We start from the raw sequence: 23,431 nt of genomic DNA, 5'->3' as shown, positions 1-23,431 counted from the left end.
GCATGCTCACTTACCTAGCTCGACGCTACAGCGGTTCGCTTAGGCGAAGTATGCGAGGCGAATTTCAGAGCCCCGTTGGCCTGGTGCAGCTCGCCTACCTTGCACTCCGGTACCGTGATTTGATGTGCTGCTGCTCGGCCATCCACGCAGACCTGTACACCAATGTGCCGCACTTCACAGGCAAACACGCGGTGGAGCGCATGATCGAGAGCTTGGAGTTGCCCGTGACCGTGCTGCGGCCGGCGTACTTCATGCAGAACGATGTGCAGGTGAAACCAGTCATCGAAGGTCATGGCGTCTACCCGATGCCAATCGGATCGGCCGGCGTTTGCATGATCGATACGCGAGACATCGCGGACGTCGCCACAGCAGAACTGCTCCGTCGAGACAAGTCGCCCGAGCCGCAGCCCCGACTGACTCTAGACCTGGCCGGCCCCGATGCCTTGACGGGGGAATCCATCGCGCGCATCTGGAGCGAGGCATTGGGTCGGGAGATCAAGTACGGGGGCGACGACCTCGATGTCTTCGAGAGCCAGCTGGCGGCCTTCGCGCCGGGGTGGATGGCCTATGACATGCGACTCATGATGGCCGGCATCCAGCAGCACGGCATGCATCCGGCAGTTGGTGCGGCCCTGCGGCTGCAGGCATTGCTCGGGCGCCCGCTGAGGAACTACCGTGAGGCGGTGCGCGAAATGATCCAGTTGTCCTGATACTCCAGCGGCCCCGCCGATGCTTGAAAGAATGTTGGCTTCTTGCTGGCTAAACAGTTCTTGGCGCGATCCGGTGTGAACTGCACACCTGGTCGAAGCTCTGCGGGGGCTGAATTCCTGGGGCATATGCTGCGGGCTGGCAATTGTCCGGCTCTGCCAAAAATTGAGGCAGTGCAACGGGCGACCGACGCTTGCTGGGCCGGGACAACGAGATGACTGCCTATTCACAAACTTGTCCACAGAATTTGTGGGCAAGTTGGCCTTGGCCGGAATAGGTGGCGACGTGGCTGTGGCGCTTGCTCGCAAGGTCTGATCAGCGATGGTCATGGCGGCTGGCTTCGTGGAACTGCGGGTCAGCGGCACCAGTTCAAGACGGGCGACAACACGAGCGTTGCGCCTGCCTTGGTTGCCTTGCACAGCCTGTCGCGGCGGGAGCGTGGGGGGCTAACGCGAAGGTCGGTGCAGGGCCACGAGGATGCGTCACAGTTCTGCCCGGCTGAGGGGCAACGCACAGGGCATGGGCCTTCCAGCTGAATCCAGGCTGGCAAGTCGGTGTTGTGTGTTGTTGGTTATATGGGTCATGGTACCATTTGATAACCTAAATAACCTGCTGAGGTAGTCATGGGCGTCGCTGCAGACCATTTCGGCGTATTGGCCTCGGTGGGCACGCCCAAGGAGGTTCAGGTCCGGCTCGGCCGATCGCAGGCTGATCGCGTGCTGGTGCTGGAGTTCGACAGCATCGAGCCCTCCGACTTCGCGGCGCTGGCGGACAACTTCACGAACGTGGCGTCTTCCATGTTCGAGGTGTTGATCGAGCGTCAAGACCGGGGATCGATCGAACGCCTGGCCGAAGTGCTGGTGCCCCGTACCCCGCCGTCGCCCCGCTTGCTGAAGGAAGCGAGCATGCTGGTGCAGGCGCGCAAGGCTGTGCTGGAGAGCGGCGATTGGCTGACTGCGGCCCAGATAGCGCAGTTGGCGGGCTTGAGCACTCGCAACCCGAGCGCCCAGCCGAACAAGTGGAAGAAGCAAGGACAAATCTTCGCCATCAATCACGGCGGCGTCGACTACTTTCCGGGTTACGGGCTGGACCGGGATGCTGGCTTCCGCCCGCTGAAAGCCCTGGCCAAGGTCATCGAGGTCTTTGCGGGGCACAAGGACGGCTGGGGCCAGGCGTACTGGTTCCGCTCCGAAAACAGTTTCCTGGGTGGCAAGCGCCCCCAGGATCTGCTGGCCTCGGCCCCGGACCGGGTCATTGGGGCCGCCATGGACGAGCTCCAGGAAGTCAGCCATGGCTAAGCGCAGGGCCAAGCCTGCAGGCGATGCTGCGCCTGGTGGTGAGGCATCGCTGAGCACACCGGAGCCTTCGGGCAGCTTGAAGGTCACGCTCATGGAGCTTGCCAAAGACACCGTGCTTCATCGCGTGCATCAAAGCAAGTACAGAGCGGATCAATTCAATCCCGGCAAGCAAGGCAACGCGCGCTTCAGTCCGATTCAAGACGAGAAGGGAAAGGCGATTCCCACGTTGTACGCGGGCACGACGTTGCCTTGTGCGTTGATGGAGACGGTCTTTCACGACGTGCCACATACCGCCGGCTTCAAGAGCATCGACAAAGCGAAGCTCGAAGGGCAGGTCCATTCCACCGTCGTGGTGGAAGCGCCCGTGCAACTGGTCGATCTGAGCAGCGTGCCGCTGCGCAAGCTGGGTGTGACACGTAAGCAACTCATCGACACGGAGAAGGATCAGTACCCCGGAACCCGGACGTGGGCCGTGGCTTTCCATGGGCAATGCCCTGGCGCCCAAGGCTTGTGCTGGGTGTCGAGGCAGGACGATTCGGCGCGAGCCGTGATGCTCTTCGGCGATCGCATCCCGGCGGGCGCACTCAAGGCTGAAGGCGCATCGCGCAGCCTGACCGGCGATGCTGAAACCTACGATGCCGTACTGGATCTGGCAGATCGGATCGGTGTGGTCATCGTCCCGGGGAAGAGTTGAATTGAGCCAAGGCCACGAAAGAGACGATCTTGATCGCGAACTCGAAGGTGAAGGCTTGGCTAGAAAGCACCAGCTGTCCGAAAAGTTCTTGTGAGTTCAGATCAGGTATTGGCCGGTGCATTCATGTGTCGAAGGGGATGGCGTTGCAAGCAAATTAGCCCGTCATGAACAACCCCCGATTTCCGGATTCCAGGCCCACTGCATCGGCGCGGGTGCACCGCGATTGGGGTTGTTGGATTGCCTCGTTGTAGAGAGCAAGACTCACATGGTGGTTCGGATCCTTCCCTGAAAACTCCCCATCTGATCGGAGCTTGCGAATCAGCCCAGGCCGCTGTTCAGAGAGAGATCGCGTTATCGCAGTCCTCCACAAAAACCGGCTCTGGCACATCTCCTCGATCGGTCAGTACCAGTGCAGGAATCTGTGTGTCGGGACTGAGGTCGTAGCGCAGCAGCCGCAAGAACGAGCGGCGCGTCCGGACGAGTGTTTCCAGCAGCTGCTTGTCGCCCATGGTCTCGACGGGCAGCCAGTGCTGGTCCACAGTCATGAGGCTCAGCTCGGCAATGTGGGGCAGCAGTTCGGGGCCGATGCCAAAGGTCGCGATGATGATCAGATGGGTATCGTCTGCGGCACTCCAGAGCGTCAGCTCCGGCTCGAAGCGAGTGACGAGGCGGTGATAGAGCGAGGGTTCCAGGGCGAACCCGACGTCGGGCACATGCTTGATGACGAGCTTGTGCCCATGCCTGGCTGGAACGATTTCCTTCGCTTCGGCGATCAGCAAGAGCATCGACGCCTCCCCGGTGCGGAGCCTTGCGGCTTCGGCCCATCGGGCATGCCTGCGTGCACGGATCGCGTCCGCCTGCTCGACCGAGAAGGGTTCTGGGACGTCGAGCTTGCTGGACAGGGCTTCGCCGCACGCGAGCATCCGCGAGGCGGCCTGCAGCAGTTGGCGGCGGACGGCCCCCCAACTGCGGCGGCCCTCGAAGCCGGGGTGCCAGCGCGTGAGCTCTGCCTGATCCCAGAGGTAGTGCAGCAGGGCGCGCAAGGACAGGCGATGCGTGCTGCTGCTGGCCGTGCTGGCGACAGAGGGAAGCCGGCTCGGTGTCGTGTTGGCCGGCCGCCGGGACAAGGGGAAGCCCAGCTTCAGCAGGGTTTTGCCGCTGCAGGGATCCTCCTTGATCGCGCTGCCGAGCAAGGGGCGAATCCCCGACAGCTCCGGCGGCGGCTCATACGAAGGGCAGGCCGGTGCGTGCCTATCGCCGGTCCCGGGCATGCGCTTGACGAGGTAGTTGCCCGCCAGCCTGGCGATGTACATCTCGATGCCCTCCGGCCGGCACAGGCAGCGGGGGCGCCGCTGCCTGCCGTAGGCATGGGCGACGGCTGCTGCGAATCCCGGTGACGTGGGCAGGAGCCGCAGGCCTTCAAGCTCCAGCACTGACGCCTTCGGTCCCATCTCGGTGGCGATCGTGCTCATCGCAGGGCTTCAGCGCACGGGGGACGCTGGGGCGCGATCGCGCTGTTGATCCTGGGTCCGGCTGACATCGGGTGCCGGTGCTGCGGCCTGCGCCTGACGCTCGGCGTTGCGGTCGTAGACCTTGACCTTGGGCACGTGGCCGTTGCGGGCCATCTGCGCCAGCTGTCTTTCGGCGGCGGCCAGCACGGCCAGGCGCTTGGCCTCGGGTACTTTCTTCTCGGTCAGGATCGCGTCCATGGCGGCAATCACGGCCTTGCGGCTGCCGCCACGGGACGAGGACTTGTCGCTGGCGACCGCTAGTGCATGTGGGCTGGATGCGCCAACGGCTTCGGGTGTGGGTTCGATGCGGTTGTGCTGCCGAGTCTCGCGCTCGCGCCTGAGTAGGTTCAGGTCGCCGATATTGGGCTCGTAGCCCAGGGCTTTGACGCCACGGATGGAGGCTTCCAGCCAGACCATGCGACGGAAGTCGTCTGCGCCGGAGACCCGCAGACCCATCCAGCCTCGGGCCAGGGCGAGGTCGACCATGGAGCGTGCCACCGAGGGGCTGTTGGTGTCGGTGCTCAGGCGCAGATGCGACTCAGTGAAGGCGACCCGGGAGCTGTCGCCACGGAATCGGTACTCGGTGCTGCCGATCGCCATCTCACCGAGCGTGATGGGAGCCCGCTTGATGATGTACTGCTCCTGCAGCGAGCTCTCGATGCGCGCCACCATGGCGGCACGCTCGGCTTGCGCGTCGATTCTGGCCTGGACCTTCGCGCCGGCCTTGTCTGGGCCGGCGGCGCGCTTCGCTGCTGGACCCGTCGTGCGCTCGTCGGCAGCGGCCTCAGACCGGTCCGGGAAGTCGTCCCGGGTGGTCCGCAAGTCCGGTGCAGGCTTCATCAAGGCAGGTAGGCGATCGCCACGCCGCCACTCGCCGTCGATCTTGCGGATCGGCGTTCGCGTGCCGTCCGCATCGATCGCTGTGAAGCGACTCGCATCCAGTTGTGCCGCCTTGGCGGCCATCTCGCTGAAGGTCCTGGCGCGGTAGGTGACCTCGTTGAAGGGATCCCGAAGCTCGTAGCGTTCGCCTTGCGGCTGCTTGGACTCCGGGGTCAGATCCCTGTCCGCGCGGGCACGCGGGGCCGGCTCGACCGTGCCTCCGTGTGCGCCTGCATGCGTGGCGGTGGCGGCAGCCGATTGATGTGCCGGCGCGGCGGCGGCGCCAGGCCTGTTGGCGTGTTCCTTGTCCATGAGGGTCTCCTGTGCGGGCTTGGAAGTCGCTGCGCTTGAGGCTCAGTGCGCGATTCAGTGGGCAAGGGCGCTGGATGCCGAGGTGACGTTCAGTGCCACAGGCAGGGCGCGATAGATCTCGATCTCGACGCGCCGGTTCAGCCTGCGACCTTGCGCGGATTGGTTGTCCGCCACATGGTCTCCGGTGGGCTGGTAGGTCGCCCGGATCTGCGAGGGGTTCACACCGGCAGCAACCAGGTAGTCGGCCACCGCAGCCGCACGCGCTCGGGCGATGCGGCTTTCCGCTGCGACGTCGCCTTGTCCGTCGGTGCGGCCGCGCAGCAGGATCAGCGGCGCGCCTTTGGCTTCCTTGAGCAGCGCCCTGGCCGTGCTCGCCGGGATCTCCACCCGGGTGCTGCCGTACTCGAAGTGCACGGTGGCCACCGCATTGGCCGCGCTGGCCTCAGCGTTCGGGCGGGGGGCAGGACGGGGCGGCTGGGGCGGCTCCAGCTTGGCGACGAGGTCCCTCAGCACTGCCAGGCGCTGTTGTTCTGTGGCGGCCTTTGCGGCGCTTCTCTCGGCGTCGAGGGCGCGCAGCTGGCTGTTCCGAAGGTCGGGGCTGCAGGCCTGCAGCTCCACGGCCATGGCGGTGTTTGCCGGCCGCTTGCGCGCATCGTCGACCGAGGGTGGCCTGGGCGGTGAGCTGCAGGACGCAAGCAGCAGAAGCCCGGGGAGGCAGGCGGGGAGGGGGGCCAGGAGGCGGGTGAGGCGCATGGTCAGCTCCTTTCATGGGTGGGGTCGTTCGATGGCCGGCGCGGGCTCGCGGGGGCCATGGGCAGCGATAGCGGCGTGAGCCGGGGGCTCCGTTGTCAGGACGCCGTCTCCATCGGGCGCTGGCTCGATAGAGCCACCGGTGGCGCGCGGGGGTGGCGGCATCCCGTCGAGGAACTTCGCCAGCCCCTTCGCGATCGACTCGGGATCGCCTTCCAGGGGCGGCAGCTTAGAGATGTCGTAGGCAAGCGCATCGAAGCGCAGGGTTTCGCCGGGTGCGAGCTCGTCGTCTGCCTCGCGCCAGCGTTGCTGAAGGCGGGCGAGGTGAAGGTCCATGTCCAGGGCGGGCACTACGGGCGGTGACTGCATGCGCTGCTGGAAGACTCGTTCCCGGTAATAGCGGATCTTGTCGCCGAGGATGGGCTTGCAGCCTTCCATGATGATGACCAGGCGCTCGCTACCGAGTTCCTTGAACTCCTGGGGCAGCAGCAGGGCGCGACGCTGCTCGCTGTCATTGCGGCTGACCGTCGTCTGGCCCTTGCCGCTGAAAGACCGGCTTCGCCCGTGCGAGGTCGCGCGCTCGGTGAAATACCCGAGCATCTCGCTGTACTCGTTGGCATCCCGCTGCTCGCGGGGTGCGAACAGGATCTGCAGCCCGTGGTTGGTGGCGAAGCTGCGCGCTTCCTTGTCGCCATAGACGGCGTCGAGCTGGGACATGGCTTGCACCACGGTCAGCAGGCGCAGGTTGTAGCCGGCGAGGAAGGCGGCCGAGCTCGTGATGATGGGCACGCGACCCATCGCGGTGAACTCGTCGTTCACCAGCAGGCATTGGTAGCGCAAGGTCGAGTCCTGCTCGGGCAGGCGCCGGGTGTTCAGGCTCACCAGCTGCGAGAAGAACAGGCTCAGCAGGGGGCGGGCGCTGGCCAGGCGGTGCGGCGGGATGCGGACATAGATGGAGTGGCGGGTGCGCCGCACGTCCTCCAGATGAAAATCGTCCCCGCTGGTGGCGGCATCAACGACCGCATCGGCAAAGATCGTCAGCGGCGCATTGAAGGTGGCGACGATGCTCGACAGCGTGGCCTCCGAGCTGGACAGCAGCCGCTGCAGGGCATCGACGCACTCGTCGGACAGGGGGCACTGCGTCTGCCGCCGCTGTTCGATGGTGTCTGTCAAGTGATGCTTCAGCGATCGGCCCTTGCCGGAGGACTGGCGCAGCATCTCGCCGATCGTGCGGTCCAGGCTTGGGGTTTCCAGCAGCAGCAAGCCCAGACCCAGGAACAGGTTGCGAGCCTGGTCGTTGAAGAAAGCCTCGGACGAGGTGACGCTGCCATCGTTGGGGTAGAACACCTGCGCGATGCCCAGCAGATCGCCGACCCGGTGCAGCTCGCTGGTGCGTACCGCCGTCAAGGGGTTCCAGCGGTGGCTGCGGGCCTCTTCATCAAAGGGTGAGAAGGCATAGACGGTCTGGCCATGCGCGCCGCGGTAGCCGGCGGTGAAGGCGTAGTTCTCTCCCTTGATGTCCAGGACGACGACCGAGTCTGGCCAGTTCAGCAGATTGGGGATCACGACGCCTGCGCCTTTGCCGCTGCGCGTGGGGGCGGACAGCATCACCGAGAGCTGGCCGTGCAGGCTCAGGAACTTGCCGCGGTGCCGGCCCACCAGGATGCCCGGTCCGCCGGTCGCCGTGAGTCCCGCGCTCTGGATCTCCTGTGCCGTCGCGAAGCGGGCATTGCCGTGCAGGGGGCGGCGCATGCGCAGCGTGGACCACATCGCCGCAGGCAGCAGCACCAACAGCCCACCTGCGCACAGTGCCATGGAGGCCTGCAGCTTCTTGCGAAGCGCAGGATCGTCGGCGTAGAGCTGCCAGTAGCTGGCGATGCTGGTCAGCCGCGCCTGCGCGGGGTTCGCCCGGTTCAGCAGCAGGAACAGGGCGCCGGACAGGTAGGCCGCAACACAGGCCAGCGCGGTATAGCCGGCCAGGACAAAGACGCTGGCCACGACTTTTCTGGAGGTCGACCAGGCCCGGGTGGGCAGTTCGCCCGGGCCGCTCATGGGAACAGCTCCCCATTGGCGGGCGCGAGCTCGATGCGTCGCGTCCGGGGTTCATAGCTGATCTCGGAGACGAATCGCCCCCGTTCGTCACGGTCGAACTGAACGACCACATCGACCACCTGACGCAGCAGGTGCCTGATCTCGTCCAGGGTCATGCCGCCACCGCCCCCATTGGACTCGCGGATCATCAGGGCCATCTGCTCGATGGCCAGGGCACAGCTGCCGGCATGCACGCTGGTGAAGCCCGGATGGGCCGATGCGGCCAGCCGAACAAAATCAAAGCACTCCTCGCCGCGGAGCTCGGCCAGGAGGATGCGGTCGGGCCGCATGCGCAGGCAGGCTTCCAGCAGGGACTTGGCGCTGACCCGTGCCACGCCCTGGCTACCTTTGCTGTAGAACAGATGCACGGTGTTGGGGTGGTGGGGCATGGGCAGCTCGGCCGTGTCCTCGATCGTGATCAGCCGTTCCTGCACGGGCACTTCCTCAATCAAGGCCTTCAGGAAGGTGGTCTTGCCCGAACCGGTCTTGCCACTGACCACGATGGTCTGGCGCTGGCGCACCGCCAGCTGCAGGAACTCGACCAGGCGCCCGGCCTGCAGCAGCGACTGCAGTTCCCGCTCATAGGGCTGAGAGGCCTTAGGCCTCGCGCCGCAGCCCAGACGGTCGAACAGGCCATCGATGGCCAGCGCCGGCAGCGGCCGCAGCAGCGTGGAGGGCCGTCGCATCGTGATCGACACCGTGCCACGCGTGACGGCCGGCGGGATCACGAACTGGATGCGCTCGCCGCTGGGCAGCGTGGCGGCCAATAGCGGGTGCTCCTGGGAGACCTGCTGGTCGGTGTAGGTGGCCACGGCCATGGCCAGCGACAGGCAGCGTTCCAGGCTCAGCGTCGGCAGCTCGCAGCGCCGCCAGCCCGCCCCGTCCTCGACCATGGCCCAGCCCGGCGCGTTGACGCAGACCTCCAGCACGCCCGGCTCGTCCAGCAGGGCGCGCAGCGGGCGCAGGAACTCGATCACCGAGGTGGCATCGCCGGCCCAGGCGGCGTCGGGGCTTGCGGCGACGGCAGAGTTGTCCGCAAAGGGGCTTGCTCGGGGCGCCGTCACCGCATCAGCGGGGGCAGGATGTGCCGGCAGCGTGCTCATGGTGCGCTCGGCTGCAGTTCGTAGACCCCCGAGAAGTCGATGTCGCGGGCCACGTGGATGGCGGCGATGCTGCCTTGGTTGCGGTAGATCGTCGGCGGGATGTTGATCGTGCTGTCGAGCACCTTCTCAGCGAGCTTCGAGGTGTTCGAGGTGGTCGAAGACAGCACCACCGTGCCGCTGCGGTGTTCCTCGGACTGCTTGCTCGCGATCAGCTGGACCGAGTCGTCGATCAGGGACAGCAGCATGGCCGCGCCGATGCGCTCGGACCAGCGATTGTCGACATGACCGTCGATGCCCGACTCGCCGAGCTGGCCGGTGGCCGGGGAGTCGATGTCCACGGTCACGCCCAGCGGCGTGCGCACGCGCGTCCACAGCACAGGAATGCGCACGGTGCCGGGGCGCACCGTGGTGACCCGGTACTCGCCGTCGAGATGGGAGCCCCGCTCGATCAGCAGCACGCGGCCATCGTCACCGTAAACATTGCGCTGGACCATGCAGCTGACCAGGCCGGCGCTTGCGCTGACGATCCGCGTCTTGAGCGCGCAGCTGAAGGAGGTCCCCTTGGGCAGGGTCAGGCTGCGATTGCCGAGCATGGCCGCCATCGCCTTCGGTGTCGCCGAGCGGGGCAAGATGCCGCCGAGCAGCGCCGCTGCAAGCTGGCCATCAGGGGCCTGGCCATGGGCCTGGGAACCAGGGTATGCGCCAGCAGCTGAATGGTCGGGCGCAAGGTAGGTGGGAGCGCTCAGGCTCGGCGCTCCAGGCTGCGTCGCACCCTGTGCCAGATCTTGACCGCGCGCCAGATCGCTCGCCTGGGTCAGCTGGTCGAGCAGGCCTTGGAGGCGCCGCTGATAGTCCTGGAGATTGCGCTCCGTCGCGAGCATGCGATCGCCCGCCTCGGTGCCGGGACCGCCGCCCCGCGCGTCCAATAGGTGTCCTGCTGAAGACTCGTTGGGCAGGGGGCTCGCCACCCGTGAAGCGGCCAGGCCGGGTTTTGCGGTCACCAGCATCACGGGTGCATCCTCGGGGCGCCCAGTGCCAGCGCCTGGCTGTGGGGCAGCGCCCGTCCGCCGCACACCGATGGGCTCGGACAACTCCGCGTCAGTCGGCACCAGCGCGGGAATCCGGTGTGGCGATCCAGCGGCCGGGCCAGCGCTCGCCTGCTTGGTCGTCTGATGCGGGCTGCTGAGCGCTGCCGCACCCGTGAGATCAAGCTTGCGGGGCTCGGCGCTGGCTGCGGCCGGCCTGTCGCGGCCGGTTTTGCTGTCGTCAGCCGCCGTGCTGGACCAGCTTGATGACCAGCGTTGAAGGGCGGTCACCGTGATGGTGGCCAGGGTGCCAGCGAGCAGGAGCACCGCTATCACGCTCTTCCAGGAGATGGGCGGATGCCGAGGGGCCGACACGTCCGGGATTCGCGCCTGGTCGTCAGTCTGGGCTCCTGGCTTTGCGCCAGCGCTTGCCCGGCTTTCCGATACGCTGTCCCTGTCCTCGGGTGAGGCGGGAACCACCGATCCGCCCATCTTGCCTGGCCGGTCCATGTCGCTGGGGCGTGTAGATGCGGTGTTCATGGTGCAGCTCCGGCAAGTCTGGACGGTGGGGCTGCAGGCGCGGCTGGGGCCCCGGAGGTGGCTTTCAGCGCGCGACGGATGCCCGCAACGGTGGTGCCCTGCTCGGGCGGGATGCCGTCGAGGTCGAAGGCTTCGTTCCACAAGCCGACCACAGCCGTGCCGGCGCGCAGGACCAGGCGCCGGCTGACGCGGTCCACGACCAGCAGGTCGTCCTCCATGCGGGCATTGACCAGGGCTTCGCTGCCGTCGCCGAGGACCTGGAACACCGCTGGCATCTCCCGGTTGCCCGGGAGTCGCAGGTAGGTGAAGCGCCCGTCGTCGAACACCAGCGTCGGCACGATGTCCTGGGAGTGCTCGCCTTCGGCCAGGGAGTACTGCGTGTTCACGACGGCCGGCTTCGCCTGCAGGCGTTCGGAGACCAGCTGCGCCGGGGAGGACGGTCGCGGCGCTGGCGCTTGAAGACTGGCCTCGATGGCGCGGAGCGCCAGGAGGGCACGTTCGGCCGAGCTCATGCGATTCGGCTCGCGGTCGCGCGGGGCTGGTGCTGGGCCAACAGGCGGTGCCTTGACGATAAGGCGGTACAGCGCCGGCCTGGGATCGTCGTCGGGAAGCACCTGGAACCGCAGGTTGTGGATACGCCGGCTGGTGACGATCGCCAGGTTGTTGGCCGCTGTAGCGGTGCTCTTGGGCTTGATGAAGACCGTGCGCCCGCCGGGCTGCGCCGCGATGCACCAGGCCGAGTCCGCCTTCGAGCAGTCGCCGCCCAGGCCGGCGGCGAGCTCCGTGATGGACTCGTCCGCATCGAGCAGCACAAGCGTGACCTGGCCTCGCCTGACGGGCACCGTCACGACGCGGTGCGGGTCATAGCTGATCTCACGCAGGCGCGGGTCAGCGCCTGCGGCTGGCGTGCTGCCGGCCGTTGCCGGTCCGGCGTCCAGCAGCAGGCCTGCGATCAGCGTGCCGAGCACCGCCGTGCGGCTCATCGCTCGATGGGGCGCATTCATGGCCGCCCCCCGGCGGTGTTGATCTCTGGATCCGAGCGGTAGGCGGTGACGACGAACCCGAAGGGGTTTTCGAGGCGGTCTTTCTCCTTGGCCAGGGCCTTGGGCTGGTACTTGAACACGACGCTGGCGATATGGCGTGTGCTCACCTCGGGCAGGTTGCGGTCCGTCATCCTGACGGTCTTGTCGTAGGTGACCGTCGCTTCTCCGCGGTTGTCGCTGCGACCCGTCGGCGAGAGCCGCACGCTCACGATGTGGACCTGCCAGTCTTCGGTCGCCCCGATCCTTCTTTGCAAGGCGGTGTCGCCCTCGAACTGGCGGTTGTAGTCGGCGAAGACGGCCGGCGTCGCCGTGCGGGCGACCTGGTCGAAGTCGCGCTGCAGGAACATCCAGCTGTAGCCCTCGCGGGCCCGCACAAAGGTGGCCAGGTTGTGCTTGTCGAGGGCTTCCAGCGCCGGGACGGACTCGACGCTAAGGCGCTGCTGTATCGTGGTCTCGCCGGTGAGGCGGTCCACCACGATGGGGATGGGCACGAGTTCGCGCAGAGGGCTTTGTACGAGGACTGTGGCAACGCCCACCGCGGCGAGACTCAAGCCGGTCCAGGCGGCGCGCCAGGCGCGCTGCTCGGAGTGCTCGAGCATCTCGACCCGATCGATCTCCCAGGCGGCGTTGTGGCCCAGCGCTGCGTCCGATGGATCGCTGTCGCGCGCGCTGGCACAGGCGGCGTTGGCCTTCGGGACGGCATATGGCATGGGATCTGGCAATGCGGCGGCCTCTCCTGGCATCAGGATTGCACTCATGGCGTGACCTCTTGATTCGGTGGTGCGCCGGGCGGCGCGATCAGGTGCTGGCGCTGGTGGCGAGCTTCAGCGCGTGTGAGGATGGGGTGTCAGGGGTGCCGATCAGGGCAGGAAGTCGGCGACCTTGCCGGTGCGATTGAGCATCTGGTACTGGCGCTCTCGGTCGCGCGAGCGCGCGATCCTCTCCTCGCTGTCCGACATGCCTTGCAGCATCTGCACTTGGGAGACCTCGTGGGCGAGCAGGGCGTTCTCGGCGCCGATGCGAGCCTGGATCTCCAGCACGGCCTTCTGGTCGGTCGTGGCATTGATCTGCTGCATCAGGGACTGGATCTGGTTGAGGCGACCTGTCGCCGTGCGCATCGCATCCTGGAGCATGCCTTTTTGCTGGTAGGGCTGGGCCAGGCTGGCCTGGCAGCGGATCCGCTCGTCGCCGCCAAGGTCCGCGCAGTTGTAGATCAGACCTTGGTCGCGCAGCGCCTTGGCGGTGCCGCTCAGCCCTGCGTAGCCCGAGGTGTTGACTGCGTTGATCAGGGTGTAGGCCTCGGCGGGCACGTAGTTGCGCAGCAGCGGGCTGTCGAAGACGGCGCCGAGATTGCGAGAGCCGATGATGCTGTTGAGCTGGCTTTGCAGGTGGACGATCTGCTGGACCTGGTTGTTGATCGCCGTGATGTCGTTCATCACCTGCTGAATGGTCTGGGCCAGGTTGGCGGCATCGATGACCGGGATGCCCTGGGCCTTGGCCGTGCCTGGGCTGAAGGCGGTCACGGTGATCGCGAGCGCGCAGAAGAAGGATGCGAGCCGGAGGCGAATGATGATCATGGCGATGCTCCCTGGTGTGGCAGTTCGGGGCCGTTCCTGGCTTGGCCTTGTCAGGCCAGGCCGCGCATAGCGGCGCGTCGGTAGGCTGGGGTGATGGGCGGCGGAGTTCTGCCGGTGCGTGCGTATGAGGCGGCGCTGCCTGCCGCTCGCCCCAGTGCATAGGGCAGGCCGGTTCCGGCCCGGATGACGCCGCCCTGGGCGCTGGCGGCGGTGCCGCTACGACCCGCTGTCGCGCCCAGCCTGGAAACCATCATGACGTTCTGGATCATCTGGACGCCTTGCTGCACGGCCGCCCCACCGGTGAGGGCGGACGCGAGGCCCGGCGCCTGGAAGCAGACGATGGCCATCAGGATCATCACGATGCAGTACTTCAGCGACTCGGCGACGACGTTGAGCTGGGGCCCGAGGAAGCCGCCTTGGGACTGAATGGCCAGCACGATGGCGTCGCCGATGTAGGCGCTGAGCCCCAGGGCGAAGAATGCGAACCAGGCAAGCACCACTGAGTTGAGTAGCGCCGACAGCCAGCTGTCGAAGAAGCGGGCGGTCGGGCGCCAGGCCAGGCAGAGGATGAACAAGGGGCCAACCGCCAGCGTGAAGCTCAGGAAGGCCTTGGCGAGCGTGACGACGAAGAGCGCCAGGCAAAGGAAGATGACATTGCCGAAGGCGGTGACGACGGCGGCGAAGACCAGGTCGAGCCGCGTGATGCCGGCCTCCTTCATCAGGTCGAGGACGAGCTGGCTGGCTCTCTCATTGAATGCATCAAGCAGCGCGTAGGGCGTGGCGACTGTGGTCGGATCCGCTGAAGCGGGGAGGAATGTGGCCGCAACGCCGGTCGCCAAGGCATTGGCGACTTCAACCACATGGCTGATGTAATTGCCGGACTGGAGGGCGAAGGCCAGCACCAGACCGATCTTGACCACTTTCCAGACGAAGATCGGCACAGTCTCTGAGGCCTCGCCGCGCAAGACTGCCCAGCCGAACAGCAGGACCCAGAGCGTCATGGCGGTCAGCGCGAGCGGCGTGATCGCGCTTATCAGCGTAGCGATGACGCCGACGACATACGTGTTCAACACGCTGTCAAGCTGAGATCCGACCCAGGCGAACATGATGTTTGCTCCTCACTGAACCACAAGATTCGGCAGCGCCTTGATGCTGACGCAGCGGCTGCCGAGGTCGGGCCGCTCGCACTGCAGCCAATCGCCCTTGAACTTGACGATCCATTGGCGGGGGCGCTTCTCCTGGCCGAATGTCGACGCACGGCAGGTGCCCGGCCGGGCGTAGAACTCGGTGCACTCGCGGATGCCGTCCTTTGTCTCCACCATCCGCCAGCCGCTGGGCGTGCATCCAGGCTTTGTCGCGGGACAGGGCTTGCCCAGCGACGCCTTCGGCAGCGGCGGTGTCTCGACACGAGTGCTGCCGTCGGGCGCGACCGTCACGGCTTCATTGCCTTTGACGAAAGGGGCGGAGCAGGCGGCGGCGGTGCCGAACGCGAGCGAGCTGAGCACGGCGAGCTGCAACGATGTCTTCATGCGGTTCTCCCTGAAAATCTCAGTCGACGATGCTGAACCTCCCGCATGAAGACGGGAAGCCATTGACACGGATCGTCACCATGTTTTTGGCGGATCTCATCGAGCAAGGCCACGTTGTCTGTGGTCGCGGACAGCACGGCCATGAAGTCGTCCAGACCCGTCAGGTCCAGCTCACAGATCGCGCTGGCATGACCCTGCTTGATCAGGAAGCGGCGGTTGCCGTGCGTGCCCAGGCTGCGCACGATGTCGTACTCGGCATTGGTGAGGCCGAAGCCCTCGACATACTCCTCGCGCAGCGCCTGGGGGTTGGCCAGGAAGATCTTGGTCACGCTCTGCTCGACCATGGTCCGGCCTATCGGATGGCTCAGCACGTCGGACGGGCTCTGGGTGTCGAAGATGCCCAGGCCGTTTTGCTTGCGGATGGTCTTCTGCTTGTGCTTGGCGAAGTCGCTGAAGATCTCGTGATCCAGGGCTTTCCAGAACTCGGAGATCACATAGATCAGCCGGCTGCCGTCGATGCGCTCCTTCATGACTTCGAGCAGGACCATCATCACCGGCGTCCGCACCTCGGGCAGGTCCAGAAACTCCGTGGTGTCGAAGGCGATGATGGGCGCTTCGTCCAGACCGATCAGTTGATCGCCGGCCTGGTCGAAGACCCAGCCCAGTGCGCCGCCCTCGCACCAGCGTCCGAGCCGCTCGAAGAGGCTGTTGTCTCCCGTCTTGGGCAGGTTCTGCCGCAGCGTGGAGAAGCGGCGCAAGGGGGCCGGCAGCATCGCCACCGCCTTGACCGCATCGGCGATCGCGCGCTCATCAGCGGGCAGCAGGGGCAGGGGCGTGGTCGCGATGCAGGTGCGCACCAGCTGTTCCCAGAACTGGATACGGGCCGGCGTCGGTTCGCGCTGAAGCGGATTGCAGCCGGTGGGCTGGCCCGCTTCGAGTGTGAAGTAGCGGCCGCCCAGGGCCCGGATGGCGATCTCGCAGCCGCGGTCGAGGTCGAACAGGACCAGGCGCGGTGCCGGCTGCCATTTGCGGGTCAGTACCAGCAGGAACATTTCCAGCGCGGTCTTGCCCACCCCTGTCGATCCGATGATCAGCGTGTTGCCCGGCAGCTTCTTGTCGGCCGAGTCTTCGCCATCCGGGCTCGCATGCAGGTTCAGGTAGAAGGGCTGGCCGGAGGGCGTGCGCAGCAGCGCCAGCGCCTGGCCCCAGGGATTGCCCTCGCGCTTGCCGCTGGCGAAGTTGTGGCCGCTGGCCAGGGCCGCGAAGGCGCGCGAGGAGAGCTTGGCGTCGCGCGGCCGCCATTTCCAATTGCCGGGCATCTGGGCGAACCAGGCGGCGTCGGCCACCAGGTCGACCGGCGACATCTGCAGGCTTGAGGCTTCGCCAACCGCGCCGATGGCCTGCGCGGCATGCCGGCCGGCATCCGCCCCGTCATGGCCGAACACCACCAGGCTGTAGTGGTACTCGCCCATGCAGAACTGGCCATCGCCGAGCTCGTTCAGGGCCGCGTCCATGTCGGCGATCTGGCTGGCCACGACATCGTCGCTGGCGATCAGCTGGTCCCGCTGCAGTTCCAGCGCGCGCATGGCCTCACGGCGCGGCAGGATGGAGAAGGACTGGGTCTCGATGAACTCGCTGGCCTCGTAGAGCAGCGAGTCGAGGATGCCGGGTTCGACCGCGTCGGCATACTCCTTGATGTCGACCAGGGCCGCGTAGCGGCGCTCGTCGCCGTATCGCAGCTCCAGCTTGTCGCCCGCGAAGGACAGGCGGACCTTGGGCAGGGTCCGGTACAACGGCCCCGTTGCCAGCGGCACGGGGTCGGGCCGGCCGTTGACCAGGTAGCCCAGGAACTCAGCCACCTCGGCGTAGGCCCGCTGGCCCTGCTGGCGGACGCCCAGCAGGCGCGGGCCGAAGCCTTGCAGCACCCGTGCGACCAGGGCTGTGCGCTCCTCCATCACGCGCAGGGCGTCCGACTGGGCCTCGGCAATGGCGACTCGCGAGCGGGGCCTTGACCGCAGCGCCCGGCCCACGCGCGAGGACTCCGGGCGGTAGACCAGGGTCAGGTAGAGCTCATTGCTCATCATGGGGCGCTCGCCGAGCTGGGCCTGGTAGGCCTGGGACAGGTCGCGGGCGAAGCCGGATACCGGCGGGTGTTCCAGCTGGTCGCTCACATGGCGGTGGAGCCTGTGGGTCCACACGGCCCACTGGCCACCGGCGAGGTTGCGCAGCAGGCTGCACAGGGCCTCATGGCGCTCCTGGACGAGGTGCTCGTCGGCGCACTCGAAGGGAATCCCGTCCAGGCGCCAGACGCGCAGGTAGTCGCCACCCCGCGTGATCACGTCGTGGGGGCTGAGCATCGACGAGAACGGCACGAACCTGGCCAGGGGGTTCTCCGTGCGAACCTGGCGCCAGTACCGGGGCTGGGCCGGTGCAGGTTGCCCGAAGCGGCGGCCCGCGCCGGCCGGGGGGCTGCTAGACATGCCAAGCATCGCGGGCTCCTCGGTAGAGGGTGGGGGCGTAGCTGCGGGCGCACCAGAAGCGATGGTTGCGGTCATGCAGGCGCAGTCGCAGGGCGAGATAGGCCTGCCGGAATCGCTGGTCGTCTCGGGCGGTGATGAGCCGCATCCAGATCAGGGCCGGGCACAGGGCCAGCAGGACCACGAGCGCCGTCCACCAGCTCACGAGCAGACCGCCCCACACGATCAGCAGCATGCCGCTGCCGAAGAGGGTGACCAGCGGCGTGAGCGGAATGCCCAGCTTCATCGCGGGCCGCGTCGCACCCTTGTAGATCGTCTCGGGCTGCATGGTGGAACTCCGATCCAGGCTGAGCGGTGCTGGACGCTCAGCTGACGATGAAGGTCGCAAAGGCGGCGGCGCCGCCGACCAGGGTGCCACCGATCAGCACATTGGCCACATCGGCCAGGCGGGCGCCCTGGAAGATCATCTTGAAGCCGGCCCAGATGATGGCGATGGTCACCACGGCGACCGAGATCGTCACCAGGATCATGTTGACGTTGGTCACCGTCGTGTTGATCTTCTCGAAACCCTGGGCCAGGGCTGGCTGCGTCACCAGCGGCGCAGCGATGGAGGCGGCCAGCGCGCGCATCCGGCGCGAAGCGCGCAGATTGGGGAAGGCCCTGGGCCGGTGATCGAGCCAGCGGTGATGGCGGCGGCCGCTGCGAGGGGCAGGGCTTTGAGTCTGCGCGCTGGCAGCGGGCGGGCAGCCGGCCGGGAGGCGGCGAGTCCGGCGGCCGATGGGGGGAGGGGCGGCGGCGCTGGGGGTGTCGCCTCGGACGTGTGCGGTGTCGCTCATGGCTGTTCCTTTGCCTGTGCAATGGGGTGGAGGAGGGGTTGGGGAAGGGCGGCCCGAGCCGAAGCCGGGGTGCCCGCAGCGGCGACCACCCTTCGCACATAGCCATGCTCAAAGCCAGTGACGAAGTTGCCGCTGTAGTAGCAAGACGGGGTTTTCCTGAGTGAGGTCTGGTCTGCCTGAGACGTCATGTCTGTATCGGAAGCGCGTGAAGCAGGGACCCGGTCCAGGCACTCGGTCAGCACGGCCTGCATGGCCGCCAGGTTGATACAGGGCTCGAAGGCGCTGCTCAGCGTCAGCCCCAGGCGTTCGAAGTTGCCGATATTGATCTGGCCGAGCCCAACGCTGAAGTTCCATCCGGCGGCACGCAGCGCGCGGGCCGTGGCCAGCGCCTCGGCGCGCGTCCGGGGTTGCCGCTGTAGCCGCCCGCCCACCACGCCGATGGCCCAGGGGTGGAGGGCGCTTTCGGCGGCGGCCAGGGCATGGGCGGTGCTGGGCGCCACCTGCGGAGCGCAGGCCAGCGCCAGGGCGAGGAATGTGGGGCTGTCCATGGCCGTTCCTCAGTTCCCCGACTCGACCGGTGGTGCCGGTGGCTGGGATGCCAGCCAGGCGGCGTAGTCGTCGTCGAATCGCCGGTCCCAGCGGCCGAGCATGGCTTTGGCGGCTGGGCTGAAGTCGGTCACGGTGTCGCCGCTGAGAGTCCACCAGGTTCGCGCAAAGGCCTGGCCGTTGACGGTCACTGCCACGGCGCCGGTGTAGTTGCAGTAGTAGCGGGGGCCGTTGGGGCCATCGACGATGCGCGTGTATTGGGGTGGGCAAAAGCTGGGTGCGCTGGCCCAGGCATGGCTGGCCGAGTTGCCGCCGCCGGCCATGCTGCAGTTCGGGAAAGCCCGGCCGCGAGCCAGGTCGCGCCAGAGCTGCGTGATGGGCGGCACGCACTGGGGAATGGCGCGCCAGCTCGGCGCGGCAAGGCAGAGCAAGACCAGGCAGCCATCGAGCGCCAGGGCCGGCGTGCTCGTGCCAAGGAGCAGGGCTGCGGCGCTCAGCGCGGCGGCGATGGGGGCCTGCTTGCCATGCGGTGCCGGGTGATCACCACGAGACGTGAGCGGGCCGGCAGAGGTGGTGCGGAGTTTCATGGCGGCTGGTTGGTTTGGTGGCCGAGAGTTCCTTGTGTGGGGCGCTGTTTGCTGCGCTCCCGTGAAGAAAATCTAGGCGTCAAACCAGCCAGATCGCGTGCTGAATTTTGCGATTAATCAGCGGTTACAAAAGGGCGGTTGCGGGTGCGAAGGCGGCTGCGCCAGCGCTGCATTCAGCCGCTCTGCAGCGGTTGCCGCCATCGGCGATCAGCCGCCGAGTTCACGCTCTCTGGTATGAAGCAGACGCCGGCGCGCCTGTCCGCCTGACGGATTTAACGACCGGTGTCGTGCCTTCGTCAAAGACGCACCAGCTTGCCGGCCAAAACCGTTGGGCACCAAACCTGACTACACCGCCGATGCCAACAGCATGTCACCGACTCTGGTTATCCGCAGGCCCAACCTACCAGCCAATGGTTCTAGAGCCTCAAGCAAAGACTTCCGAAGGTCAGCCGGAAGCCCAATGAAAAGCCGCATTAGCGACTCAGCTGCGGACAAAGTGCCGATTTTGGCGAGGAGCCGAAGAGCACTGTTGCAGAGGTTGTACGTAGCTGTTGCGGCGATTCGCTCGAGTTCGTCAATGGAAACGCCCATCCCACGCGCATGAAGCGCCTCTAGCGCATGACCGGCAGACGCCTCGTCGTTAAGCCTCTGGGAGGTAGGCGTCGCCATAGCTCTTTCGAAAGCTGAACGCAAAAGGGTGATCGCGCCAGGCACTCCAATCTGGACAGCTTCTACGACCAAGCTGAGATGCTTCCACGGCTCGTAATCGGTACGCAATATCCAAGATTCCAACAGTGGAAACGACGCCGTCAATCCAGGATGTCTTGCAAGAGGATCCATGGTGCTCGTTCCGCCGGGCTTATGAACGCGCCACTTCAGACCAGTCATGAGCGAGTGGCCGAGACGACTTCTCTCGTCAGGAGCCCACTCCCTAGCCGAAAGCATTGACACAGATTGCTGAACGCGCGAGCGATCGAGCACATGCCCAATCAGAACGATGGTCTCGCCAACAGTCTCATGCGACATTGAAGGCATTCTCGAAAGTAGCTCGTCGAACGCCGCAACTCGGCCCATGGTCACCAGATGCTGCAGGGCAAGTATGCGCATCCAGTCCTGAATGTCGTTGCTAGCCAGAACCTCCAGAAGTCGGCTCTCTCGAGCGGATGCCGGCCATTGAGCACAAAGATCTGATAGCGCTCTGGAAGCGTTATCGCGATCCGCCGACGGCGCTTGAAGCAATCCCAAAACGGATGACATATCCACGGCGGTGCTGGACATAGCAAGCGCCGCCGAATGGTACGGAAAGTACCCTGGGCGGGAGAGCGCGCCGCTAATGAGCTCCTTGGCGCCATTGTCTAGCGGTGAATCGGCATGAAATCTTGCTGCCAACCGCACCTCGGGGGCCAGCGTCGCGTCGTTCGCTACAGCCAATGCCTCCTCCGTGCTCACGCTTCCTCTTCTGAGGTGGCCGAGCAAACAGCAGATCGCACCACTGTCCGCCTCCGCTCGCGGCTCACGCCTCGCACGATGCACATACATCCTAAAAGCTGTCGCGCCAAGGCGGTCCGCCTCAGCTTGAACGTCGACTAGGGTGAGGAAATTCTCGATATCTCCTGCGAGAAATCTCTCCAAGACTTCGGTCGAAAGCGAGGTGTCATTCGCTATTGAAAGGATCCTGCCCGAGCCGTGATAGACGAGACGACGTTCGCCCAGCCTCGCTCGCACTCGGGGATGCAGCGGCTTAGAGAACGCATCGACAATGATGCCGTCCACAAGATAGTTGGTTCGCCAAGCAAGCGATCCCCACAGCCCAGCGAAGCGGTCCCCAATTCGCTGCCACTGCTCATCGGACGCAGCCATGCCGTTTGAGAGACATCGGCCGAGCAGCCTCAAGCCGGTGTGGAACGCGTCATCTTGCTTCGCAAGGATCTCGTCGACGACAGCGTGCGGTGCAGGATGCTGCTCGAGCGCAAACTGGATCGCCTGAGCCCAGGGGCGCCTTACGATCATGGACAGGCGTCGCCCCAACTGGTCTTCGTGATTTCGGAGCAATTCTGCCGAGGCCAGATATTCCTGAACGATCGGGAAAGGGAACGTCAATCTTGCCAATCCGTCTCTGCGGAGCACGCCGCGGCGGATAAGCGCATCTCGAACATCGTCCGTGCGCAGCGCCGGCGAGACTTCCCTGACGTGCCGTTCGAGCTGACGAACGCTAACGCCGATGGTGTCCGTCTCCAACGCCTCGAAGGCCGCACGCTCGGCGATGATTCGCAACGTCTCTGTGTCGAGAGAGTCACGCTGCGCAGCCTTGTACTCCGAGGGCCGAAACAACGTCCCCAGGTAGCTCTCAAGCAAGTCGCTACGCCGAAGGTTTTGTTTCTCAAGGCGCAAGACCAGCATCAACGCCAGAAAAATGGGGATGCGGACCATGTGCGCAAGGTCAGGCCGCTCGAAGATCCGCGACAGCAACTCAGCCGCGACGGCTGGCTCGCCGGGCCTGTAGAAGTCGACATACCTCGATAGGTCTGAGTCGCGCAGTGCCGCCAGCTCAACAACCTTGCAGTCTCCGGGAGGGACCAGTGCACTGGCATCGCGGACCGTCATCAGCCACGGGATGGCTGAATGGCTTACCCGATACACATTGAGCCGTTCCAGTACGAGGGATCGTCGGTCGCTTGAGACCTCATCCAACCCATCGAGGAAGAGCACCAGTGTTCCAGTGCTGGCTGCGGCACGCCAGTCGATGCGGACTCCAAAATCGCCATTGATGCGCTCAGCGAGGTATTCGGCTATCGGAAGTTCCGATTCGGCAAGACGTGGGATCGAAATGATTACAGGCAGGAAACCTGCCTCTGCCGTCTTGCGCGCCAACGCATTGACCAAGGTGGACTTACCGAAACCTGGCCCGGCGACAACAACTAGCGCGTTGAGCTCAGTGCTGGGAAACTGTTGTAGATCGACTTCAGCCACGCCACCTAGTTGGCGCCAACTCGAGAAGTCATCGTCAAAATCGGGCGCTTTGTCCATCCGGTATTCAAGACATCTCGGCCACAAGACCTGCGCGCCGTGCTTCTGCTTGAAGTTCGTACCCGGAACCTCGATGGTTGCGAGCGAGGAGATGGCTTCACGATATTTAGCGCTTCCCCAGCTCGACGGGTCCGCAATCATGATCCCGGCATCAGAACGTAAGCGCTCGTAGAGGGTCGGCCCATCGAAACGGGCGCGCGCTGCCGCGCCTTCGAGCGCAATCTCCGAAAGTGTGCGAAAGACCCGTGCCGCAGGCACAGATGACGGTGGCATCCACAGAGGCACCTGGTCGCGCTCAACCTCATCGGCCACGCACACGGTCAGGTCAAGGCGACAGAAGATCTGCCAGAGGTCCTGGACCGTGCAGGCTAAGGCCTTTTGGATCGACTGCAGAACCTGAAGCTGACTCGCGTTCAGCCGGCCTTGCCATTCGGAGGCATCAGACCCAGTGCAGCGTTCCGCTAGTGCGCGAAGATTTGTTGCCAGGCGCGACGGTTCCCCTAGGACTAGTTCGATACGATCGTCCGGCGTGAAATCGCCGGCGACTTGGCTTCGGATCGCAACCCACAGTTCCTTCCACCGCTTCCCTTTCGCCTCCAGCGAGAGCTTGACCTGAAAGAACCGACGCGACCCGTCCGCGAATCGGACGACGAAGTCGTCAACGCTCACTGGCGCTTCAAGCCTGACCTCAACCGGCTGGTCATGGCGCGCCCGCTCGCGCGGGTCGAGCATGCGCCCCAGATAGAGCGCCGCGACTTGATCCTGATACCTGATACCCGCCTGTGTGGCCGGTCCTCCCGCCTCTGCCATCTAGCTCCCCAGCCTGCCTGCACCATCCGTGCGTAGACGAGCCCGTACTGCCTCCACAGCGCCGGACAGGGCGCAAGGCATTTGCGGG

Annotated in this window: 20 protein-coding genes; 3 read left to right on the top strand and 17 right to left on the bottom strand. The window is 65.7% G+C overall.

The window, feature by feature from the left end; genetic code table 11:
* The first annotated feature begins 83 nt into the window (after positions 1-83).
* The 3 genes from PO768_RS04005 (at position 84) to PO768_RS03995 (ending at position 2,700) form a co-directional block, all read left to right on the top strand.
* A complete protein-coding gene (locus PO768_RS04005; protein ID WP_336297743.1) occupies positions 84-710 on the top strand; it encodes an SDR family oxidoreductase in 627 nt (208 codons plus the stop codon).
* A 621-nt stretch (positions 711-1,331) separates the two neighbouring features.
* Positions 1,332-2,006, top strand: coding sequence for a hypothetical protein (locus PO768_RS04000; protein WP_272644993.1), 675 nt, complete (start codon positions 1,332-1,334; stop codon positions 2,004-2,006).
* A complete protein-coding gene (locus PO768_RS03995; protein WP_272644992.1) occupies positions 1,999-2,700 on the top strand; it encodes an RES family NAD+ phosphorylase in 702 nt (233 codons plus the stop codon). The genes PO768_RS04000 and PO768_RS03995 overlap by 8 nt, the downstream gene beginning before the upstream one ends.
* Positions 2,701-3,035: 335 nt before the next feature.
* Here PO768_RS03995 and PO768_RS03990 read toward each other — a convergent pair whose 3' ends face one another.
* The 17 genes from PO768_RS03990 to PO768_RS03910 all read right to left on the bottom strand — a co-directional run bounded on the left by PO768_RS03990 (position 3,036) and on the right by PO768_RS03910 (position 23,343).
* On the bottom strand, positions 3,036-4,172 hold the full coding sequence (locus PO768_RS03990) for a DUF1173 domain-containing protein (protein ID WP_272644991.1): 1,137 nt from the start codon (positions 4,170-4,172) through the stop codon (positions 3,036-3,038).
* Between the two features lie 9 nt (positions 4,173-4,181).
* The gene (locus PO768_RS03985; RefSeq protein ID WP_272644990.1) at positions 4,182-5,402 is read right to left on the bottom strand and encodes an LPD7 domain-containing protein; all 1,221 of its coding nucleotides are present in this window, start codon (positions 5,400-5,402) and stop codon (positions 4,182-4,184) included.
* 54 nt (positions 5,403-5,456) lie between these two features.
* Positions 5,457-6,155, bottom strand: a complete 699-nt coding sequence (locus tag PO768_RS03980; RefSeq protein ID WP_272644989.1) for an OmpA family protein — start codon at positions 6,153-6,155, stop codon at positions 5,457-5,459.
* Positions 6,156-6,167: 12 nt separating this feature from the next.
* Positions 6,168-8,204 (bottom strand): type IV secretory system conjugative DNA transfer family protein, encoded by a 2,037-nt coding sequence (locus PO768_RS03975; protein WP_272644988.1) that lies wholly within the window; start codon positions 8,202-8,204, stop codon positions 6,168-6,170.
* Positions 8,201-9,346 (bottom strand): P-type DNA transfer ATPase VirB11, encoded by a 1,146-nt coding sequence (virB11, locus tag PO768_RS03970; protein WP_272644987.1) that lies wholly within the window; start codon positions 9,344-9,346, stop codon positions 8,201-8,203. Before virB11 ends, PO768_RS03975 begins: the two co-directional genes overlap by 4 nt.
* On the bottom strand, positions 9,343-10,911 hold the full coding sequence (gene virB10 / locus PO768_RS03965; RefSeq protein ID WP_272644986.1) for a type IV secretion system protein VirB10: 1,569 nt from the start codon (positions 10,909-10,911) through the stop codon (positions 9,343-9,345). Before virB10 ends, virB11 begins: the two co-directional genes overlap by 4 nt.
* Positions 10,908-11,915, bottom strand: coding sequence for a TrbG/VirB9 family P-type conjugative transfer protein (locus tag PO768_RS03960; protein WP_272644985.1), 1,008 nt, complete (start codon positions 11,913-11,915; stop codon positions 10,908-10,910). Before PO768_RS03960 ends, virB10 begins: the two co-directional genes overlap by 4 nt.
* Positions 11,912-12,664: a virB8 family protein gene (locus PO768_RS03955; protein WP_272644984.1), complete on the bottom strand. Its 753-nt coding sequence runs from the start codon at positions 12,662-12,664 to the stop codon at positions 11,912-11,914. The genes PO768_RS03960 and PO768_RS03955 overlap by 4 nt, the downstream gene beginning before the upstream one ends.
* A gap of 150 nt (positions 12,665-12,814) precedes the next feature.
* Entirely contained in the window at positions 12,815-13,531 is a 717-nt protein-coding gene (locus PO768_RS03950; RefSeq protein ID WP_272644983.1) for a type IV secretion system protein, read from the bottom strand.
* Positions 13,532-13,581: 50 nt separating this feature from the next.
* A complete protein-coding gene (locus PO768_RS03945) occupies positions 13,582-14,637 on the bottom strand; it encodes a type IV secretion system protein (RefSeq protein WP_272644982.1) in 1,056 nt (351 codons plus the stop codon).
* Positions 14,638-14,649: 12 nt separating this feature from the next.
* Positions 14,650-15,060 (bottom strand): hypothetical protein, encoded by a 411-nt coding sequence (locus PO768_RS03940; protein WP_272644981.1) that lies wholly within the window; start codon positions 15,058-15,060, stop codon positions 14,650-14,652.
* Positions 15,057-17,549, bottom strand: coding sequence for a VirB4 family type IV secretion/conjugal transfer ATPase (locus tag PO768_RS03935; RefSeq protein ID WP_442953168.1), 2,493 nt, complete (start codon positions 17,547-17,549; stop codon positions 15,057-15,059). Before PO768_RS03935 ends, PO768_RS03940 begins: the two co-directional genes overlap by 4 nt.
* Positions 17,533-17,865, bottom strand: a complete 333-nt coding sequence (locus PO768_RS03930; RefSeq protein WP_272644979.1) for a type IV secretion system protein VirB3 — start codon at positions 17,863-17,865, stop codon at positions 17,533-17,535. The genes PO768_RS03935 and PO768_RS03930 overlap by 17 nt, the downstream gene beginning before the upstream one ends.
* A 37-nt stretch (positions 17,866-17,902) precedes the next feature.
* Entirely contained in the window at positions 17,903-18,166 is a 264-nt protein-coding gene (locus PO768_RS29200; RefSeq protein ID WP_336297742.1) for a TrbC/VirB2 family protein, read from the bottom strand.
* A 203-nt stretch (positions 18,167-18,369) separates the two neighbouring features.
* Positions 18,370-18,921 (bottom strand): lytic transglycosylase domain-containing protein, encoded by a 552-nt coding sequence (locus tag PO768_RS03920; protein ID WP_272644977.1) that lies wholly within the window; start codon positions 18,919-18,921, stop codon positions 18,370-18,372.
* 9 nt (positions 18,922-18,930) lie between these two features.
* Positions 18,931-19,506 (bottom strand): hypothetical protein, encoded by a 576-nt coding sequence (locus PO768_RS03915; protein WP_272644976.1) that lies wholly within the window; start codon positions 19,504-19,506, stop codon positions 18,931-18,933.
* 345 nt (positions 19,507-19,851) lie between these two features.
* Positions 19,852-23,343, bottom strand: coding sequence for an NACHT domain-containing protein (locus PO768_RS03910; RefSeq protein ID WP_272644975.1), 3,492 nt, complete (start codon positions 23,341-23,343; stop codon positions 19,852-19,854).
* Positions 23,344-23,431: the final 88 nt, after the last annotated feature.

The organism is Paucibacter sp. XJ19-41, assembly GCF_028462495.1.
Lineage (GTDB): Bacteria > Pseudomonadota > Gammaproteobacteria > Burkholderiales > Burkholderiaceae_C > Roseateles_E.
Note: the sequence above shows the minus strand (reverse complement) of the source record. Positions and strands in the feature narration are given on the sequence as shown.